This is a genomic window from Bradyrhizobium sp. CCGUVB14 (assembly GCF_024199935.1).
Taxonomy (GTDB): Bacteria; Pseudomonadota; Alphaproteobacteria; order Rhizobiales; family Xanthobacteraceae; genus Bradyrhizobium.
Genome location: NZ_JANADS010000001.1, coordinates 8,480,465 through 8,497,474, shown reverse-complemented (window position 1 = coordinate 8,497,474; position 17,010 = coordinate 8,480,465). Strand labels below are relative to the sequence as shown.

Here is a 17,010-nt window from a genome sequence, read left to right as displayed (position 1 = left end):
CTAGATACTTTCGTGACCTGTCGGTTCGTGGTTGCGGGTTCGGCTGTGGCTCCCGCGAACGGGCTGTTCGCAGCGGCTCACTGTCCGACAGAACTGCATGCATCCCTGGTCAACCGCCAATCCATCTTCGCTTGCCCAAGCCTCTTCCCAGCGGAAGACTGTAGGTATGGATCGGACGGTCGCCGGACTCTCTGCTTCGCTACGGGATCTAAGGATTCTTTGCAGGGAATCGCACGTTTCCAAAAGTGCGGTTCCACCCAGCCTGAGCGGGTCGTGTAGAAGACGGATGCCAAACCGCTTTGTCTTGCCATGGCCTTGAAGGATTTGGGTAACGCTTGTCAGAACATCGTGGTCTGAACTGCCAATCGAAGCAGCGCCGCCGAGCGCTTGACGAGTTGCAAATTCCAAGCCCACTAGGCGCAATCCTCCGCGGCTGGCATGTGCGTCATCGAAACATACGTTCGTGGCAAAAACATCGAAAGGCTGGCCGCATACCGGCCGCAAGGTTATCGCTCGCTCGTCCAGGCAAACTTCCTCCAACAAAGTTTCATGATCGCCGATCGGAAAATGGCTGTGCAGAAGGGTGGTACCAAATCGCTCGTGGAACCTCGACCGTAGTAGAGTGCTTCCAATCTCGTCCAAGCAGGCCTGATCGTCGGAAGTAATGATCCCGGCGTCCGTCGCATCAATGTCCGGAAGTTTCGCGTAGTCGAGCGAATCGTGGTGCCGTAGTGCCAGCATAGTAACTCTCCAACATGGACCATTTAGAAGCTGCAACTTATGGCTACCAAAATCAACAGGCACCGGCGCGCGCAAATGGCTAGTTGTGGGTCCATCGTGAGGTGATGTGAGTTTGGCATGGGAGATCGAGGCAGGTCGTAGCCCTGTCGAGACGCGCCGGGATTTAAGCGAAATGGCCTCGCGCTGTTGTGCGTTCAGACCGGCGACGCATTGCTTGATGGACTCTGGCTCTCCTCCGATACTCTGGTGTTGTGTGCCTGCGCCCGGCGCCCGCAGCACGATGAACAGCCATCAGCGTGCTGAACTTATGGCTGCGCAAGAGGGCTGGCATTGTGCCGCCGAAGGACTGCTTCAACCTCCATCTCGACCAGCCGAGGCAGACCAAACTCGCGCCAATTGTTTGTCACGAGCCAGTTCAGGCAGTCCGCCTCAGAGAAATTGTCTTCCGTGATAAAAACTGACAACGAGGTTACGCTTGATCGCGAGAGGCCAAGTGACATCAGCGATAGCTGGGTTCGCTTTGAGACGCCGAACTCAAGATACAGCCAAAAATCATCGGTGGGAGGCAGAATGTCTCCTCTATCGCGCACGATCAGGACCGGCCGAAGTATATCGAGGTAGGCGTGGAGATACTTTGGAGTTTCGAAGCGTGCAACCCGCTCGACCCGCTCCATCGTTTCTCGAATGATGGTTGTTTCGGGCTTCGATGGGTCTCGTCGCTTCCAGTAACGGATCTGATTATCGATCATTCGACTGAGGGGCAGACCGCGCATCCATTCAATAACCAGCAAGGCGTTTCCATACGCCGAGCTGCCGCTTCCTAGTCCCGCCCCTAGATGCTCCGTCAATCGTGAGAATATTCTGACGAAATTATCTATGGCGTCATCCCGGCTTTCTCCGTCATCGTCTTGAATTGTTGCCTCACTCAAGGGGTCGGTTGGCAATAGGCCTTCCAACTCGATATCTGGCGTCTTCATAAAATGACGCTGCAGAGCATTCATGCCCCACGGGCTTATCCCTGGATTCCGCAAGACGATCTGCTCTGAAACCTCAAGGGTTTCTATGATTTCATCAATTTCAGCCGACAAAGCGTCGAGCTCGTGATCCGACAGGGCATGCACGCTCGGCGACGACGCGAGCGTTCCATGTCCGATCTGTCGAAAAACAAGATAGGACAGCAAATATTCGTAGAAGCGGTTTCGGGTCCCAATTGCGCGGCTTCTCGCGTATTCCATGAACGCGGGAAATTCTGACGCCAACCGCTGAGTGGCGATACGAATACTTTGCTTCTGTTTGGAACGCGGTGCGCTTCCATCAAACCATTCCAACGGGTGAAGTGGATCGATACAAAAGATATTTCCCTGAAATTCTTTGCCCCATCGCCCGGCTCGGCCAGCCAGATTCCAGAAATCCTCGGGCTTCATGAGGTCACTTTTGCCGCGCTTTGGATGTCGCATAAAAACGCTGCGGCAGGACAGATTGACGCCCTCAATCAACGTGGAGGTGCAGACTAGGAAGTTGATCTTGCCTGACGAAAACAGCCGCTCCACCTCAGTCCTGATCAACTGCGGGATATTCCCATAGTGAAAGGCCACACCCTTTCGCACAAACCGCCGAAGCCTGAATTTCGGATGAACAGCCTTTTCGCAGAGCTCGCTGAGTGCTGTAAGTTCCGGATCTGGAATTTCATCTTTGATGAATTGACATAGTATCTCGGCGACTGTTTCTGCATCGGAGGCTCGGTTGACGTAGATTACGTTTCCACCAGCTTTCCCCAACTCCCATGCAATGAACGGCAACTTCTGTGTTACCGAAGGTCTATCGCGCAGGCTGATCTGCCCGAGAGCAGCTCTTTTGTTTTCCGAGAGTAGTAGGCTCAGGTCCCATTTCTTGGGTTTGCCTCTTACCTGCTCGACCCAAATCAGATTTTGGTTGACGGTGGGTTTAATACCAGTGATGGCGCGTACGCGTTTCCCTTTGGGCGCAAACTGTAAAAGACTTTGCGGATTGTCCGTTGAAGGGCTTGCAAACAAGAATTTCGCTTTAGGAAACTGTGTTTGCGCAAGCTCCAGAACTTGCTGCAACAGGATGCCGCGTTGGCTCGCTCCAATCTGCTGTGCTTCGTCGATCACAATTAGATCGGCCGGTTCGCCCGAAGTGCGGCGAAGCATGTAAAGGTGAAAGCGCTCCTGAGTGTAGATGTAAATATTGTGTGGTTTTGGATCGCTAAATGAGAGCGGCAGCGAGCTAATGTTGATCTTAGGCTGGTCGTCGCCGACCAATTTTCGAAGATCCGCCTCTACTTGGGATATCAGAGCCCTGGTCGGAACTATGAAGAAAGTCGTGGAGTGTGTTTTGGTCGATACGATGTTCTCGATCCACTTTTCCAGTACGTAGGATTTGCCTGCAGAGGTCGGAGCTGACGCGCTGACCCAATCATTCGTTTCCAGCGCTCTCCAAAGCGCTTGCTGGAAATCATTGCCTACAAATTCTCTCGCCGTACCGATGTTGATCGTCGAGGCGATCTGGCGGGCTGCGATGTCAAGCGATAGGTCCGGTCTAAGCCTCGACAGCACATCGGCGGGTAGGAGCTGTCGCCTTATCGCTACCTGCACCGCCGGATTGTTGGAGGATTTGGCAAGAATTGCCGCAGCGAACGCCCGCTCGTTTTCGGCATTCTCCCACGTAAGACAGGAATGTAGAATGCGAAGACCAGCTTCATGGTAGTACTCGGAGTCACTGCTGAGGAAGACACTCGCGCACCTCACCAGGTGAAACCAATCGGGGATTGCAGAGAAGTCTTCAAGGGAAACAGCTGGCAAGTCGTCAACAACAGCGCGTAACGTTATCGCTTCGATCGCCTTTTGCAGATTTCCGTCACTCCAAATCTTCTCTGCGAGCGCTTGGACCGTCATGCCAATAATCCCAGGGACTTCTTCATCGCGGATCGGAAATCATCGCAAAAACCAAAGGGCACGTAGAAAATATGGATCTCGAAGCTTTCAATCCCCCGATTGGTGGCCCGTGATTTTGCCATCTGGCACCACTGTGGAAAGGCCGTCTTGACCTTCGCAGTGAACTCGCCGTGTCGCACTTGGTTTGGCTTTCGGGGGTACTCATAATCGAAGCCGACCAGGCAAATGCCCCTCCACGAAACTCGGTTGAACGCTGCAGAGTGAGGATTGATAGAATCGAGAATCAATTTCTGCAGTTCAGGGTCTGCCAAGTCCATGTAGTGCTCAAGCAATGCGAGCTCCCGGCGCTTATCGGAATCTCCTGTCCCTGCGGACAACAGAAAAGGCTTCAGCCCTTCCAATGCTTCGGATAGGGCGCGATCCAAATCCTTGTGTACTTTCGATTCACACCAGTAGATTGCCAGCTCATCGGGTGCGCCCCCTGGCCCACAATGTACTCCATCGAGGCCATGGAAATGCATCTCCCTATCCGTCTTGAGATCCATTTTGCAAAGGAGCTGCGGTAACTTCAGGAGGCTTTCTGCGAGAACAAAGAGAAGCATCTCTCCTTGTTCGCCAGACATGCCATATCGTTTGAAAGTATCGATGGCTTGGCGGCGCAGGCGTTCGTTCTTCAGTCGAGCTTCCTGTTGATTTGACGAACTCGCCGCCATCAAATGCCTGCGGGGCGTCACATAGTCGAGGAGCCAGTTCGCAACTTCGTCCGTAAAATCGGAAAGCCGTGGCAAGCAGGAGCCGTCAAGCGCTACGTGGTGGCAGTGAGCAATAGCTTTCGTATCTTCGACCTGAGCGTGGGTTGTGACCGTGGTGAGCACCGGCGTTAAGTCCAGGCCTTGACGTGTCACTGCCGTGAACCGTTCGGCCAACGATGGTTTAGGCGCCGTCCTAGAGTCCATAAAACAAACCGTTCAATCAAAGCGGAAATTGTACGCGGAGATCAACCAGTTGGCAAACGTCTGTCAAGTTTCGCGCTCCCTGTTGTGGACGCAGTCGCCCTATTCGCCAATAGGGACGAATCGGTTTGCCGGATCACGGCAACCAAATGCGGCAGCCGCGATCTCTTGGTTTGTTGGCCCGAGTGATTGGGCAGTTGTGCCGCCTTCCGGTACACATCGAATTTCGGAGGAGCCCCTGGGCTCGGCGAACTTACGGAGCTCCTCGCCGGGGCATCAGGAAAGGGGTTCACCTGCGGCGATCGCTATCACTGCCCCGTGCCCGGGTGTCGCTAATTGAACCGGTCTCGTCGCTGCACTCGGACCCGCGTGCCTTTCGGGTCGCCTTGCGCTCTCTGGGGGCTATTTTCCGTTCAGGCCGGTACGGCGCTGGCACACGCCTAGTTCGAACACTCGTCGAGGGCGAGCAAGTTGTCAGTCCAGACACCATCTGCATGGGTCTGAATGAATTTGCGTCCCGAAGGGGCTTTTCGCACGGCAACCCAGGCCGTCGAATTACCCTCTTGCGTGTAGAACCTGTGTTGCTTGTTCTCGATAAAGCGGACAACGTTTTCCACCTTGTCCTGCCATCTTCCGCCCTCGGTCTTAGGCCCACCGACATCTGTGATGTGCTCATGCCGACTCAGCCGGTTGGGCTTGCGAACACAATCGATGCGGTAAGTGGCCATTGTCCTACGTTCCATACTATTTAGCGAGCAAGAATCCTGCTCGTCCGGCGATAAAGACCTGTGCCGCTAAGGACCGGAGCAGGCTCGATTGCTTAACTTGCGCGGAGCCTGCGCGCCTGCCGGCGAACCGCCTTTCAGGCGACCTGCAACAACAATATCGAGAGCGTGTGACGGTCTGAGCAGAATGGCCGAAAACTCTGATGAGTAAGCTCGATCAAACGCTCACGTAATACGACTCACCCCGATCCTTACGTGTAACAACCACGCAAGTTGTACCTCGTAGTCGAGGCTGAGCACTCGCCAGGTCATTTGCTATACGTTGTGCCTCACGAAACGCCTGGAGCTCGTTCTCGAATGCCAGGCCGCCGGGATCATCGAGATTGTGCTTGCCTTCCAGGTTGAAGTAAAAGCGAGCCATTCGTTTCGCTTGGTTAGTTGCTTCGGAGGCAATGACACTACTATGCAACTAAAGCGGAATTCCCTGATCTGGGACCTTATGTTGCCGAAATCCGGCGCGTTATCGGAAAGATGCGAAGCGGTTCGCGTGCGAACTTCCGAACTGGCCAGCCCGACGAGTTCTGTCGGCGCCGATAACACCTCGTTAGACCTGTGTTCAGCCGCTTGGGTGGCACTCGCCAGACAATATCGCCTGGAGCTGACATTCGCCGCGAAATGCTTAGGCGATGCAGGAAAATGTCCAAAATGCAGGGAAGTGCGCCGCAATTGTCTTTGCAACAAGAGTATGCTGATGTTTCAACGCGCGCAGGAGCCAAATCTATGGCACCCACCGGGCTTTCAGACACGCTGGAAATGATTGCTGAGGACTTCAAGGAAGCCCTCCTGAGACATTACTCCTTCGGGCAGCGCAAGGCTGCGGTTGCCATCGGCAAGACCAATGCCGACTGCCCGGTGTTATCTGTTCTGCTGGAGAACGGGCAGAGGCTTCACCTCACCGTGACAAGAGCGCAGCCCTGATCGCCTTTCTTCGCCGATGGTAATCTCCAGCGCTGCGACCGTGCGGTCAAGAAAGTCGGGTCGTTGTTGGGCGTCTGAACCTCGGCGCCACAGGGACTCGGCTTTTCCTAACGATCGTGGTGTACGCTCACGCGGCGCAATGGATGTTTACCCGTTGCGCGTTGCACCTGCGGGCCCGCCAACGGCAAAAAGTCCATGAAGCAGCCGCGACCACCGGGATCAAGGACTTCAGACTCAAGGCCTTCGGTCGGGCGGAGATTTCCCTGTAGATCGCGATGGCCGTTGTCGCATCACTTGGATCGGCTTTGCAATGCAGCGGCGGTGTGCGTAGCCGCCGAGGACGACAACGTGCGGTCCAACCTGGCCGCAGTGAATGCACCGCCTTGACTTATGGCCTCCGGGATATCTCCGCGACATTGGCCGGCTCCTAGTCTAGCGAGTTTCGCGCAGATGGCGGCGAACTAGCTCGCCGCAGTTCGGAAGCCTGATTGTCTGCACGACCAGACCGTGCCGATTGTGCGAGGATGATCTCGCTGGCGCGCCTCGACCCAAGGTTTGGCACGTTCTCGGCCAATGTCCTCGAGCCTCGCCCGGCTTCGGCGTTGGGCTCCTCAATGGTCCCTTGCTCGATCGCCTGCTGAGCTGAGCAGGACAGAGTCGTTCCTCGTTGGTTTTCAGTCGGCGCCGGCGCCGTTTCCGCAAGAATCGCGGGATTCCCTGAATTAACCGCGAGGAGCTCTCGCACGCGTTCCATGCGAGCGATCTGAAAGGGGTCGGCGGGCTTGGTCATCTGGCTGGTTCATCTGAGCGAGGGAAAGGAACCGTACAATGGAGGCGTTGATGAGACCAGCCACCAGGAGCTCTATGCGCTGTCTCCGCCGATTTTGCATCAGCCGAGTATCGATGCGTGCCATTCCGGGATGGGCGCTTCTGACGCGATCGACGCACTTGAAAACGTCGGCCTGTGCGGCGCATAGAGCGATCAACCCAGCAGCTTTCCGTTTACATAGGTCTCAATCGCTTGACCCCGGCAGCGCTGCCATCCCCCGCTGCGAACCGACTTTGCTTCAGTTCACGCCGGCCGGCGGTGTTAGTGTGGCCTACTCACTTTCCGCCGAGTGGTCGTCCTCTCGCAACGGCGAAATGTGGAATACTTTACTCCGATTAAGATCGTGCGAAGCGAATCAAGAAATCTCGTCTCCTGTCATCTCGACTTGAGAGCATTTCACCCGAAACCCGCCGGCAGTCTCCTCTACAATTTGCCCCCTGTCGCGATGTTAGTGGATCGAGGATCGATTCCGAAAGTCATCGCCAAACCTGTCCGGTGCGACGTACGATCGAATTGATGGGGGCCAACTATAGCAGTGTTGTAATCTTGATTGATGCAATGGGCCCCATGTTTGCGCTTGAATCCGGCGTTTGGCGGCGATTCTTTGATGGATAGGCTGGCAATTGACCATGTCCTCGGACCGCCGCGCTCACGAATCTATGAAGAACAGCTTCGAACAGAGGGACCCGCAAGGGGTGACGACAAGCTCATTCCCGTCTTGGCGCGGCGGTGGAATGGCGAGATGGACAGCCGAACTGGCGAATCTCCACCTGCTCGCAAGTAGCGGTGCAGTCCGCCGGAAGGGATGATGCCGTCCTCCCGCCACCAAAAAAAGCGAGCGGGAGTGCCGCATCAGTCTGGCGTAGGGACTCTGTGAACAGCAGCAAATCCAGCCGATGCCTGACCGCCTCGGCCTCGACGCGCAACGGGATCGTGCAAACGCGTATCATCGCCTGGCATCGATCAAATGCGACGAACCCTCGGCCCGTTGCAAAGAAGCGCAATGGATGTAAACTGTCGGTATTTTCTCGCTGACCTTTAACAATCTTGGATCCAGCACTAAAGCATCTGCCCTAAGGTAGCTTTTTCATCTGGGGGTTCCCATGTTTGATCCCGCTACGACCGCGATGTTGCGCAGTATCCTCGATGAAGTGTGCGAACACGTTGACAGCCATGAGACGGGGTTGAAATGGACCCCGTTTTTGGGACCATCAGTTAAGTTGGAAAGCGACCGCTCCGTTTGCTAGATGGAGCGGATGATGACGAAGAAGACGAGACGGAAGATTGATGTAGCGCTGAAGGCGAAGATCGCCTTGGAGGCGGTGCGAGAGCAAGCGACGGTCGCCGATTTGGCCCAGCGTTACGAGGTTCACCCCAATCAGATCTACGCCTGGAAGAAGCAGCTTCTGGAGAATGCGGCGCGCTCCTTCGACGCCAATGTTGGCCTTGACGCGGAAAAGGCGGCGGAGAAAAAGGTCGAGGACCTCTACGCCAAGATCGGGCAATTGACGGTGGAGCGGGATTTTTTGGCAAAGAGGTCCGGAAGATGAGCGTTTCGGACCGTCGCGGGATGCTCGATCGCGCCGACAAGGGGCTGTCGATCCGCCGCCAATGCGAACTGCTCGGCGTGGCGCGCTCCGGCGTCTATCGCCTGCCAAAGCCGGCCAACGACAATGATCTCGCGGTGATGCGGCGGATCGACGAGTTGTTCACCGCCTGGCCATTTCTCGGCTCGCGGCGGATCACGGCGATGCTGAAGGCCGAGGGCGAGACGATCAACCGCAAGCGCGTGCAGCGGCTGATGCGCCAGATGGGCATCGCGGCGCTGGGTCCGAAGCCGAACACCAGCAAGCCGGCGCCGGGTCACAAGATCCATCCCTATCTGTTGCGCAACATGACGATCGACCGCCCGAACCAGGTGTGGGCGGCCGACATCACCTATTTGCCCATTGGCCGCGGCTTCCTCTACCTCGTCGCGATCATCGACTGGGCGAGCCGCGCCGTGCCGGCGTGGCGTCTGTCCAATACGATGGACACCTCGTTCTGCCTGGCGGCGCTCGACGACGCCTTGGCGCGACACGGCCGACCGGAGATTTTCAACACCGATCAAGGCTCGCAATTCACCAGTGCCGCCTTCACCGGCGCGCTCGCGGCGGCCGGGATCAAGATCTCCATGGATGGCCGCGGCCGCTGGATGGACAACGTGTTCATCGAACGGCTGTGGCGCTCCCTCAAGCATGAGGATATCTACCTCAAGGGCTACGCCGACGGCCGCGAGGCCAAGGCCGGCATCGCCGCGTGGATAGAGTTCTACAATGAACAGCGCTTGCATCAGGCGCTTGGCTATCGCACGCCGATGGCGGTCTGGCGCGAAGCAACCGCAGCCGCTGTGGACATGATGGACAACGCTACCGCGTTGACCACATGCCCATCTGTGGACGCCCCGCTGGATGCAAGAAGAATCTTTCGATCAGGTGTTGCGCGTAGTCGGGTGCTGACATCTGTCCGGCCTTTATTGCGACCGTCAGATGTCGCGGGCCCGTATGGGAGTTCGCGGATCAGATCCAAATCACAGCAGCGTGCTTGGAAGCACCTGGGCATGTACTGGTTTTCCTGACCCCGTCTCATCGACTGTTGCGCCGTACCTTCCGTTTGACCTTCCTACCTCCTCGACGACCTCTGGCCGGGCGGACTAAGCGATTAAGCCGCTGCGACCGGAGCTTTGTAGACCCCACCGTTGACCATCAAAGCCCAAACGGTGCGAGCCATCTTGTTGGCAAGAGCGACCGCGACAAGCATGGGCGGCTTACGAGCGAGCATGCGCTCCAGCCATGTCCCTTGCGATGCACCGCGTCGGCGAGCCAGCTTCACCACCGCACTCGCCCCGATGATGAGGAGACGCCGCAGCGTTCGCTCACCCATTTTCGATATTTGGCCGAGCTTCTGTTTTCCACCAGTGGAACGTTGCAGCGGCGTCAAACCCAACCACGCAGCGAAATCCCGGCCACGTTTGAAGTTTTCAGGCTCAGGCGCTAGCGCCATCAGAGCCGTCGCCGTGATTGGGCCGATGCCAGGAACCGTCATAAGCCGTCGAGCAACCTCCTCTTCTCGGGCTCGTCGCGCGATCTCAATATCGAGTTGCTTGATTTGCTCTTCCAGCACCCCCAGCATCTTGACCAGGATGTCGAGCGCCGGGTGCGCCGCCGTTGGCACGCCGCTCCCGGAAGCTTGCGCGTGCTCAACCAGCCCGGCGACATTGGACGCCCCCTTTGCAACGACCAGGCCGTATTCGGCGAGGTGACCTCGCAGCGCGTTTATGATCTGAGTACGTTGCCGGACCAAAAGATCACGAGCGCGAAACACGACCGCGCTCGCCTGCTGGTCCTCACTCTTCGCGGCGGCAAAGCGCATGGTGGGGCGTTGGGCTGCTTCGCAAATCGCTTCTGCATCGGCCATATCGTTTTTCTGGCGCTTAACAAAGGGCTTTACATAGGACGGTGGAATCAGACGCACTGTGTGACCTAGCTTGCCAATTTCACGAGCCCAGTAATGGGCGCTGGCGCAGGCTTCCATCGCTACCAGGCACGCAGGCTGCCGGGCAAAGAAAGCCAGCACTTTGTCACGACGCAGCTGTTTGCGGAAAACAACATCGCCGCCAGCGTCTGCGCCATGTGCCTGAAAAACATGTTTCGCCAAGTCTAGTCCAATCGTGCTAACCTCGTTCACGGACGCCTCCTCTTTTGTGACGGTTCAACACCCCTCACTTTGGCATATCGATGCCGTCGAGGGGCGTCCACCCCATCACAGCAACAGCAGACAACGTCGTTGGCGGCGTGATAGAAAGGAAGTAGGAGCGGTCGGATTTCCCAACTAACAAACCGGCTCAAACGGTCCCGCTCCGCGGGTCCATTTCAAACCTCGCAAGAGCGATATTCCAATCTAAGGTCGCGGGATTGCAAGTAGATTGAAAACTACCAAATCCGCGTGAATGTATCCGCGCCCTTCAACTTGCTAGGCTTACCCTTCTTATCAACGTAAAACAGCGTCCAAGACGTTGGCATTTGAGATCCCTTAACTCTTCCAACCCAGCGGGTAAAGGAATTGCACTGGGAGAAAGTAACAACAAAATACAGCCCGGTTGGACTAACGGCTCCCGATGCGGGATAAGGGATGCCCTGGCACGCAAACCCTTGAGCATGGTTTGTGAAAATCCCCTGTATTGCCCCAGTGTTGGCGGACCAAATCAACAGTTCCGAACCTCGTTCATTTTTCCAGTATGAGGGAGCAGGAAGCCCCTGCGCCATGGCCTCCGCGGAAAGCAGCAAGGATTGGACGAGCAGAAAAAGTGCCAGAAGTCTCTTCATATTGAAGCCCCAAAAGAGTCGTTCAAAGACCATCAAATTTGGTACAACTTGAGGTAACGTTTTCTGCTCTTATCTCGCATTTGGCAACGGAATGCGGCGCATATGCGTCAAGTCGCGCTGGATCGCGGCGCAGTCAAATTTCGTCGAGCCCGCCGAACCTTTACCCAAGCACCCGCAACTGGCGGCCGCGAGCCGAGCCGGCTGCTCGGTTTTTAGCTGGCGTTTGCACAGGATCATCTTTGTGATCGGGGGCCGGAGAACTGCTATTGCCCCGCGCTTATCGACGAGAAGCTGCTTGTGGCGTCTGCCGCGATTGATCTAGGTCGAGCACTCGTCGAGGGCGAACAGATTGTCATTCCAGACCCCGTCTGCATGGGCCTGAATGAATTTCCGTCCTGAAGGGCTTTTCGCACGGCAACCCGGGCGGTCGAATTACCATCTTGCGTGTAGAACCTGTGTTGCTTGTTCCCGCAACCACCGATTCTAGCGGCGCAGGCGACCTGGATGGAGCGTCTTTAAGTGATGCAAACCTGCGCGCCTCCCTTGATCGGCGTTACCTTCTTGGGATCGAGCCAGTTGTCGATCCGATCAGCCCAGTGCTGCATCAGCTTCGTGCGCGAGCCGATCAGGGCGAGCGGTCCGTGCCTCTTGTAGAGACCTTCCACGGTAGAGTTATCGAGATGGGCAAGCTGCAGCTCGACCACATCGCCATCCCATGACTTGGCATCCTTGATCTCTTCGTGGTGGGACAGGGTCGAGAAGGTGGTCCGGAATCCGTGGGCACAATGATCAGTCTTGGTGTCAATGCCAAGCAGCCGCAAGCGCTTGTTGAGCGTGTTGTTTGATAGCGGCGCGTCCTTGGAGCAGGAAAACGCGTATCGGCGATGGCCGGTTAGCTTCTGAACGCTCCGCAGGATTGCGAGTGCCTGCCGTGACAAGGGCACGACATGGTCCCAGCCGGTCTTCATCTTGGCGGCTGGAACAGTCCAGCGTTCGGCGTCCCAATCGACCTCGCTCCGCTCCATTTTATTGACCATGCCGGGGCGGGGAATGGTCAGTGCATCGAAGCGCAAGGCGAGGCCAACAACGTCACCAAACCTCCCTCTCGTCCACGGTGCGCTGATGAGCTTGAAGACGCGCGTCACGTCACGTGGTTCGGTGACGCCGGGACGTGGCGTCGAAATGTTGGCGATCATCTGCCCCTTCAGGTTGCGGAATGGATTGTAGCCGTCGCCTTCGACATCGGCATAGTTGCAGATTTGCTCACCGATGCTGCGCACGCGGTCGCGCGTTTCCAGCTTTCCCTCGGTTTCGTATGAACGCATGAACGCGAGAACGTCCGGACGCTTGATGTCCAGCCTAGATAACTTGCCGAAGCGAGCTTTGACGTAGCCGACACGCAGCTCAAGCACCTCGATGGTCTTGGGGTCGCGCACGGCGACGATCCTGCCGCGTTTGACTTTTTCGATTTTCTTCTTCGCGAGCCACTCGTCGGCCCATTGCCCGAAAGAGCGGGCGGCCGTCTGCCTGTGCTTGTCGAGCTGCTTCTCGGTGCTCGGGTCTTTGCCTTCTTTGAGCAGGTCTTTGGCCTTGTTACGCTCTCGCCGCGCGTCGGCGAGCGAGAACGTGCCATCCTTGCCGTTGCCGTAAGGGCCGATGGAGTAGGTTTTCCGACGGGTGTGGAAGCGGTAGTCCATCCGCCAGAGCTTGGAGGCAGCGTTGCCGGGGTTGCTCTGGTCGGGCGTGACGAAGAGATAGAGACCGCCGCCGGTCACGTCGGAGATCTTGGCGGGGCTCCACCCGTTGTCGAATTTCGGTCGCGCGGCTCGGCAGTCGACGTCTGTCTTGATCTGCTTGGGGTTGGCGCACACGCCATCATTCTTGCCGGCCATCTGAAAATCCCTTCGTTCGGAGAAGCGAAAGTCGCCGTGAACGTTTGTTCTTCAGATACCGACAAAAATACCGACAAATCGGGCGGCTGGGATCGGATGAGAACAAACGGTGACGAACACCGATGTACGCGGAAAGGCCTATTTTTCAAGGGGTTCTGGGTGCTGCGCGAACGGTTCCGAACGCTTTCGAACCGGCCCGAACAGGCTAGTTGGTGCCCCTGGCCGGAATCGAACCAGCACTCCTTGCGGAACTCGATTTTGAGTCGAGCGCGTCTACCAGTTCCGCCACAGGGGCCCTCGGTCGGGTCCCGGAAGGAGCCTCACGAAGCCGGCGGACTATAGCCATGGAGAAACCGGGGTCAACCCGCGCCAAAGTGATCCCGGGCGTTCTCGACAGGGGCCTAGGCTGGGGTTAGAGGCTAGTGGCGTTTTCGAGCGAAGTGGATACCGGTTCACGTCAGGAAAACGCATCAAAATGAGAATCTAGCGCCACGCCCCATCCGAAAGAGGCCGCCGTGACGACCCAGAGTGCCGCAATGCCCGCATTTCGACCGGCCGCCAGCGCGCCTGCGCTGACCGGCTCGCTGGCCGTCACCCTGATCGCCGCGGCGACGATTGCGGGCGCCTGGTTCTTCCAGCTCGTCCTCGAGATCCTGCCCTGTCCGCTCTGCCTCGAGCAGCGCTACGCCTATTACCTCATGATCCCGGTCGGTGCGCTCACGGCCGTTGCGGCGCGGAGCGGCGCGCCGCGGCCGCTGCTGCTGGCCGGGCTCGCAATCCTCGCGCTGGCGGCGCTCGCCAATGCCGGCCTCGGCACCTATCACTCGGGCGTCGAATGGGGGTTCTGGAAGGGCCCGACCGATTGCAGCGGCCCGGTCGTCAATCTCGGCAGCGCCGGCGATCTGCTGTCGCGGCTCGACACCGTCAAGGTGGTGCGCTGCGACGAGGTGCAATGGCGCTTCCTCGGCCTCTCGCTCGCCGGCTACAACGTGCTGATCTCGCTGTTGATGGCCGCGATCGCCGCCTGGGGCTTTGTGCGGACGGCGAAGCGAGCATGATCCGGAAAAGCGTGTAGCGGTTTTCCGAACAGATCATGCTCAAATAACAACCTAGATTGCGCTCTCGCCTTCGTGCTGGAAGCCGAGATAGCTGGCCGCCACCCGCTCGTTCGCCGCGATGTCGCTGGCCTTGCCGCTGAGGACGAACTCGCCGAGCTCCATCACATAGGCCTGGTCGGCGATCTTCAGCGCGGCCTGTGCGTTCTGCTCGACCAGCAGCACAGACACGCCGCTGGCGCGCAGCTCGGTGATGATGCGGAAAATGTCGGCGACGATGATCGGCGCGAGACCGAGGCTCGGCTCGTCCAGCATCAGGAGTTTCGGGGCGCCCATCAGCGCGCGGCCCATGGCGAGCATCTGCTGCTCGCCGCCGGAGAGCGTGCCGGCGAACTGCTTGCGCCGCTCCTTCAGCCGCGGAAACAGCGTGTAGACCTGCTCCATCGAGGCCTTCGCCTTGCTGCGCTCGATGCGGAAAGCGCCGAGCTCGAGATTGTCCTCGACATTCATGGTCACGAACAATTCGCGGTGCTCAGGGACCAGGCCGAGCCCCATCGCGACGCGGTCCTCGATGTCGAGCCGGGCAAGGTCCTGGCCGGCAAAGGCGACGCGGCCCTTCAACGGCAGGATGCCCATGATGGCCGACAGCAGCGTGGTCTTGCCGGCGCCGTTGGCGCCGACGATGGTGACGATCTGGTTCTCGCCGACTTCGAGCCCAACCGAGCGCACGGCCTCGACCTTGCCATAGGCGACATGTGCATCTGTGACGGACAACAGCGCGCTCATGCCGCCACTCCGAGATAGGCCTTGATCACTTCGGGATTGGTCTTGATCGTGGCGGGCGTGCCTTCCGCGATCTTGGTGCCGAAATCCAGCACCACGATGCGATCGGCGAGATTCATCACAAAGCCCATGTCGTGCTCGACCAGCAGCACGCTCATGCCGCCGTCGCGCAGATCGCGCAGCAACTTCGCGAGCTGCTGCTTCTCCATGTGGCGCAGGCCGGCCGCGGGCTCGTCGAGCAGCAGCAGCATCGGATCGACGCAGAGCGCGCGGGCGATCTCGACGATGCGCTGCTGGCCGAGCGAGAGCGATCCGGCGAGCTGGTGCATCTGGTCGGCGAGGCCGACCCGCTCGATCTGCCGGGCGGCTTCCGCAAGCAGTTTGGCTTCATCGGCGCGGTCGAGACGCAGCATCGAGGCGAGCGGCCCGGAATGGCCGCGCAGATGCGCGCCGATCGCGACATTTTCCAGCACGGTCATGTCGGGGACCAGCTTGACGTGCTGGAAGGTCCTGCTGATGCCGAGCTTGACGATCTCCTGCGGCGGCGCGCGATCGACCTTCTTGCCGAGCACCGAGATCGAGCCGGAGGTTGCCGACAGCACGCCGGTGATCAGGTTGAAGGTGGTGCTCTTGCCGGCGCCGTTGGGACCGATCAGCGCCACGATCTCGCGGGCCTGGACGTCGAAGGAGACGTTGTTGACCGCGACCACGCCGCCGAACTGCTTGCGCGCCTTCTCGACCTGGAGCAGCACGCCGGACTGGCCGGGTGCGCGGGAGCGCGCCTCGAGCTTCAGCGAGGTGTCCGGCTTCCTGCCGCCGGTGCGTTCGGGCAGGTGCGACATCAGCCAGGGCCAGACGCCGCCGGGCGCGAGCTGCAGCAGCGCCACCAGCATGATGCCGAACACGATGGTCTCGACCTGGCCGGAGCCGGGCAGGATCATCGGCAGGTAGCTCTGCAGCGCCTCTTTCAGGATCACGACGATCGCAGCCCCCAGCACGCCGCCCCAGACGTAACCGGCGCCGCCGACCACCGCGATGAAGAGATATTCGATGCCGGCCTGCGCGCCGAACGGCGTCGGGTTCACCGCGCGCTGGAGATGGGCGTAGAGCCAGCCGGAGAGGCCGGCGAGCACGGCGGCGTGGATGAACACCAGGAGCTTGGCGCGCGGCGTGTGCACGCCGAACGCTTCGGCCGCGACATGGCCGCGCCGCAGCGCGCGGATGGCGCGGCCGGTGCGGGAGTCCAGCAGGTTCATCGTGAGCAGGGCGGAGAGGATGACCGCGACCCAGATCGCAAAGTAGATCGAGCCGGGATCGAGCATCCTGAACGAGCCGATCGACAGCGGCGGGATCGCCGAGATGCCGTCGTTGCGCCCGAGGAATTCGAGCTTGCTGAAGAGGTAGAACAGGCCGAGCCCCCAGGCCAGCGTGCCGAGCGGCAGGTAATGGCCGGAGAGGCGGACCGTGACCAGGCCGAGCAGCACCGCGAGCGATCCGCTGACCACGAGCGATAGCGGCAAGGTCAGCCAGGGCGACAGGCCGTAAGCCGTCGTCAGCAGCGCCGTGGTGTAGGCGCCGAAGCCGACGAAGGCGGCCTGTCCGAACGAGGTGAGGCCGCCGACGCCTGTGAGCAGCACGAGGCCCATCGCGACCAGCGCGGCAAGGCCGATATTGTCGAGCAGCACGATCCAGAACGGCGGCATGCCCGGGATGAACGGGATCGCTGCCATCACGACGGCGAAGATGAGGATGGGAAGCCGGCTCTGCATCTTTGG

At 58.8% G+C, this 17,010-nt stretch carries 12 protein-coding genes, 1 tRNA gene and 1 pseudogene; 4 read left to right on the top strand and 10 right to left on the bottom strand.

Going from position 1 to position 17,010, the window contains the following annotated elements; all coding sequences use genetic code 11:
- Positions 1-1,046: 1,046 nt before the first annotated feature.
- The 4 genes from NLM32_RS39740 to NLM32_RS46455 all read right to left on the bottom strand — a co-directional run bounded on the left by NLM32_RS39740 (position 1,047) and on the right by NLM32_RS46455 (position 5,755).
- Positions 1,047-3,656, bottom strand: coding sequence for a DEAD/DEAH box helicase (locus NLM32_RS39740; protein ID WP_254134101.1), 2,610 nt, complete (start codon positions 3,654-3,656; stop codon positions 1,047-1,049).
- Complete coding sequence (locus tag NLM32_RS39735; protein ID WP_254134100.1) at positions 3,653-4,531, bottom strand: DUF1837 domain-containing protein; 879 nt, start codon at positions 4,529-4,531, stop codon at positions 3,653-3,655. Before NLM32_RS39735 ends, NLM32_RS39740 begins: the two co-directional genes overlap by 4 nt.
- 518 nt (positions 4,532-5,049) lie before the next feature.
- Positions 5,050-5,337: a DUF3892 domain-containing protein gene (locus NLM32_RS39730; RefSeq protein WP_254134099.1), complete on the bottom strand. Its 288-nt coding sequence runs from the start codon at positions 5,335-5,337 to the stop codon at positions 5,050-5,052.
- 214 nt (positions 5,338-5,551) lie between these two features.
- Entirely contained in the window at positions 5,552-5,755 is a 204-nt protein-coding gene (locus NLM32_RS46455; RefSeq protein WP_375143612.1) for a hypothetical protein, read from the bottom strand.
- A gap of 275 nt (positions 5,756-6,030) precedes the next feature.
- Here NLM32_RS46455 and NLM32_RS39725 point away from each other — a divergent pair, with 275 nt between their 5' ends.
- From NLM32_RS39725 to NLM32_RS39715, 3 genes and pseudogenes are all read left to right on the top strand, one after another.
- Positions 6,031-6,312, top strand: a complete 282-nt coding sequence (locus NLM32_RS39725) for a hypothetical protein (protein ID WP_254134098.1) — start codon at positions 6,031-6,033, stop codon at positions 6,310-6,312.
- A 782-nt stretch (positions 6,313-7,094) separates the two neighbouring features.
- Entirely contained in the window at positions 7,095-7,289 is a 195-nt protein-coding gene (locus NLM32_RS39720; protein WP_254134097.1) for a hypothetical protein, read from the top strand.
- A gap of 1,111 nt (positions 7,290-8,400) precedes the next feature.
- Positions 8,401-9,497: pseudogene (locus NLM32_RS39715) on the top strand (IS3 family transposase); the annotation flags it as partial.
- Positions 9,498-9,841: 344 nt separating this feature from the next.
- Here NLM32_RS39715 and NLM32_RS39710 read toward each other — a convergent pair.
- The 4 genes from NLM32_RS39710 to NLM32_RS39695 all read right to left on the bottom strand — a co-directional run bounded on the left by NLM32_RS39710 (position 9,842) and on the right by NLM32_RS39695 (position 13,692).
- Positions 9,842-10,867 carry an IS110 family transposase gene (locus NLM32_RS39710; protein ID WP_254128873.1) on the bottom strand — a complete coding sequence of 342 codons (1,026 nt, stop codon included), beginning with the start codon at positions 10,865-10,867 and terminating at the stop codon, positions 9,842-9,844.
- A gap of 245 nt (positions 10,868-11,112) precedes the next feature.
- A complete protein-coding gene (locus NLM32_RS39705; protein ID WP_254134096.1) occupies positions 11,113-11,505 on the bottom strand; it encodes an avidin/streptavidin family protein in 393 nt (130 codons plus the stop codon).
- Between the two features lie 515 nt (positions 11,506-12,020).
- A complete protein-coding gene (locus NLM32_RS39700; RefSeq protein WP_254134095.1) occupies positions 12,021-13,397 on the bottom strand; it encodes a site-specific integrase in 1,377 nt (458 codons plus the stop codon).
- A gap of 210 nt (positions 13,398-13,607) precedes the next feature.
- Positions 13,608-13,692 (bottom strand) — tRNA-Leu (locus NLM32_RS39695).
- A gap of 220 nt (positions 13,693-13,912) precedes the next feature.
- Here NLM32_RS39695 and NLM32_RS39690 point away from each other — a divergent pair.
- Entirely contained in the window at positions 13,913-14,455 is a 543-nt protein-coding gene (locus tag NLM32_RS39690; RefSeq protein ID WP_254134094.1) for a disulfide bond formation protein B, read from the top strand.
- 51 nt (positions 14,456-14,506) lie between these two features.
- Here the strand turns inward: NLM32_RS39690 and NLM32_RS39685 are convergent, their stop codons facing one another.
- Together NLM32_RS39685 and NLM32_RS39680 are read right to left on the bottom strand one after the other, a co-directional pair.
- A complete protein-coding gene (locus NLM32_RS39685; RefSeq protein WP_254134093.1) occupies positions 14,507-15,238 on the bottom strand; it encodes an ABC transporter ATP-binding protein in 732 nt (243 codons plus the stop codon).
- Complete coding sequence (locus NLM32_RS39680) at positions 15,235-17,004, bottom strand: ATP-binding cassette domain-containing protein (protein ID WP_254134092.1); 1,770 nt, start codon at positions 17,002-17,004, stop codon at positions 15,235-15,237. Before NLM32_RS39680 ends, NLM32_RS39685 begins: the two co-directional genes overlap by 4 nt.
- Positions 17,005-17,010 lie beyond the last annotated feature (6 nt).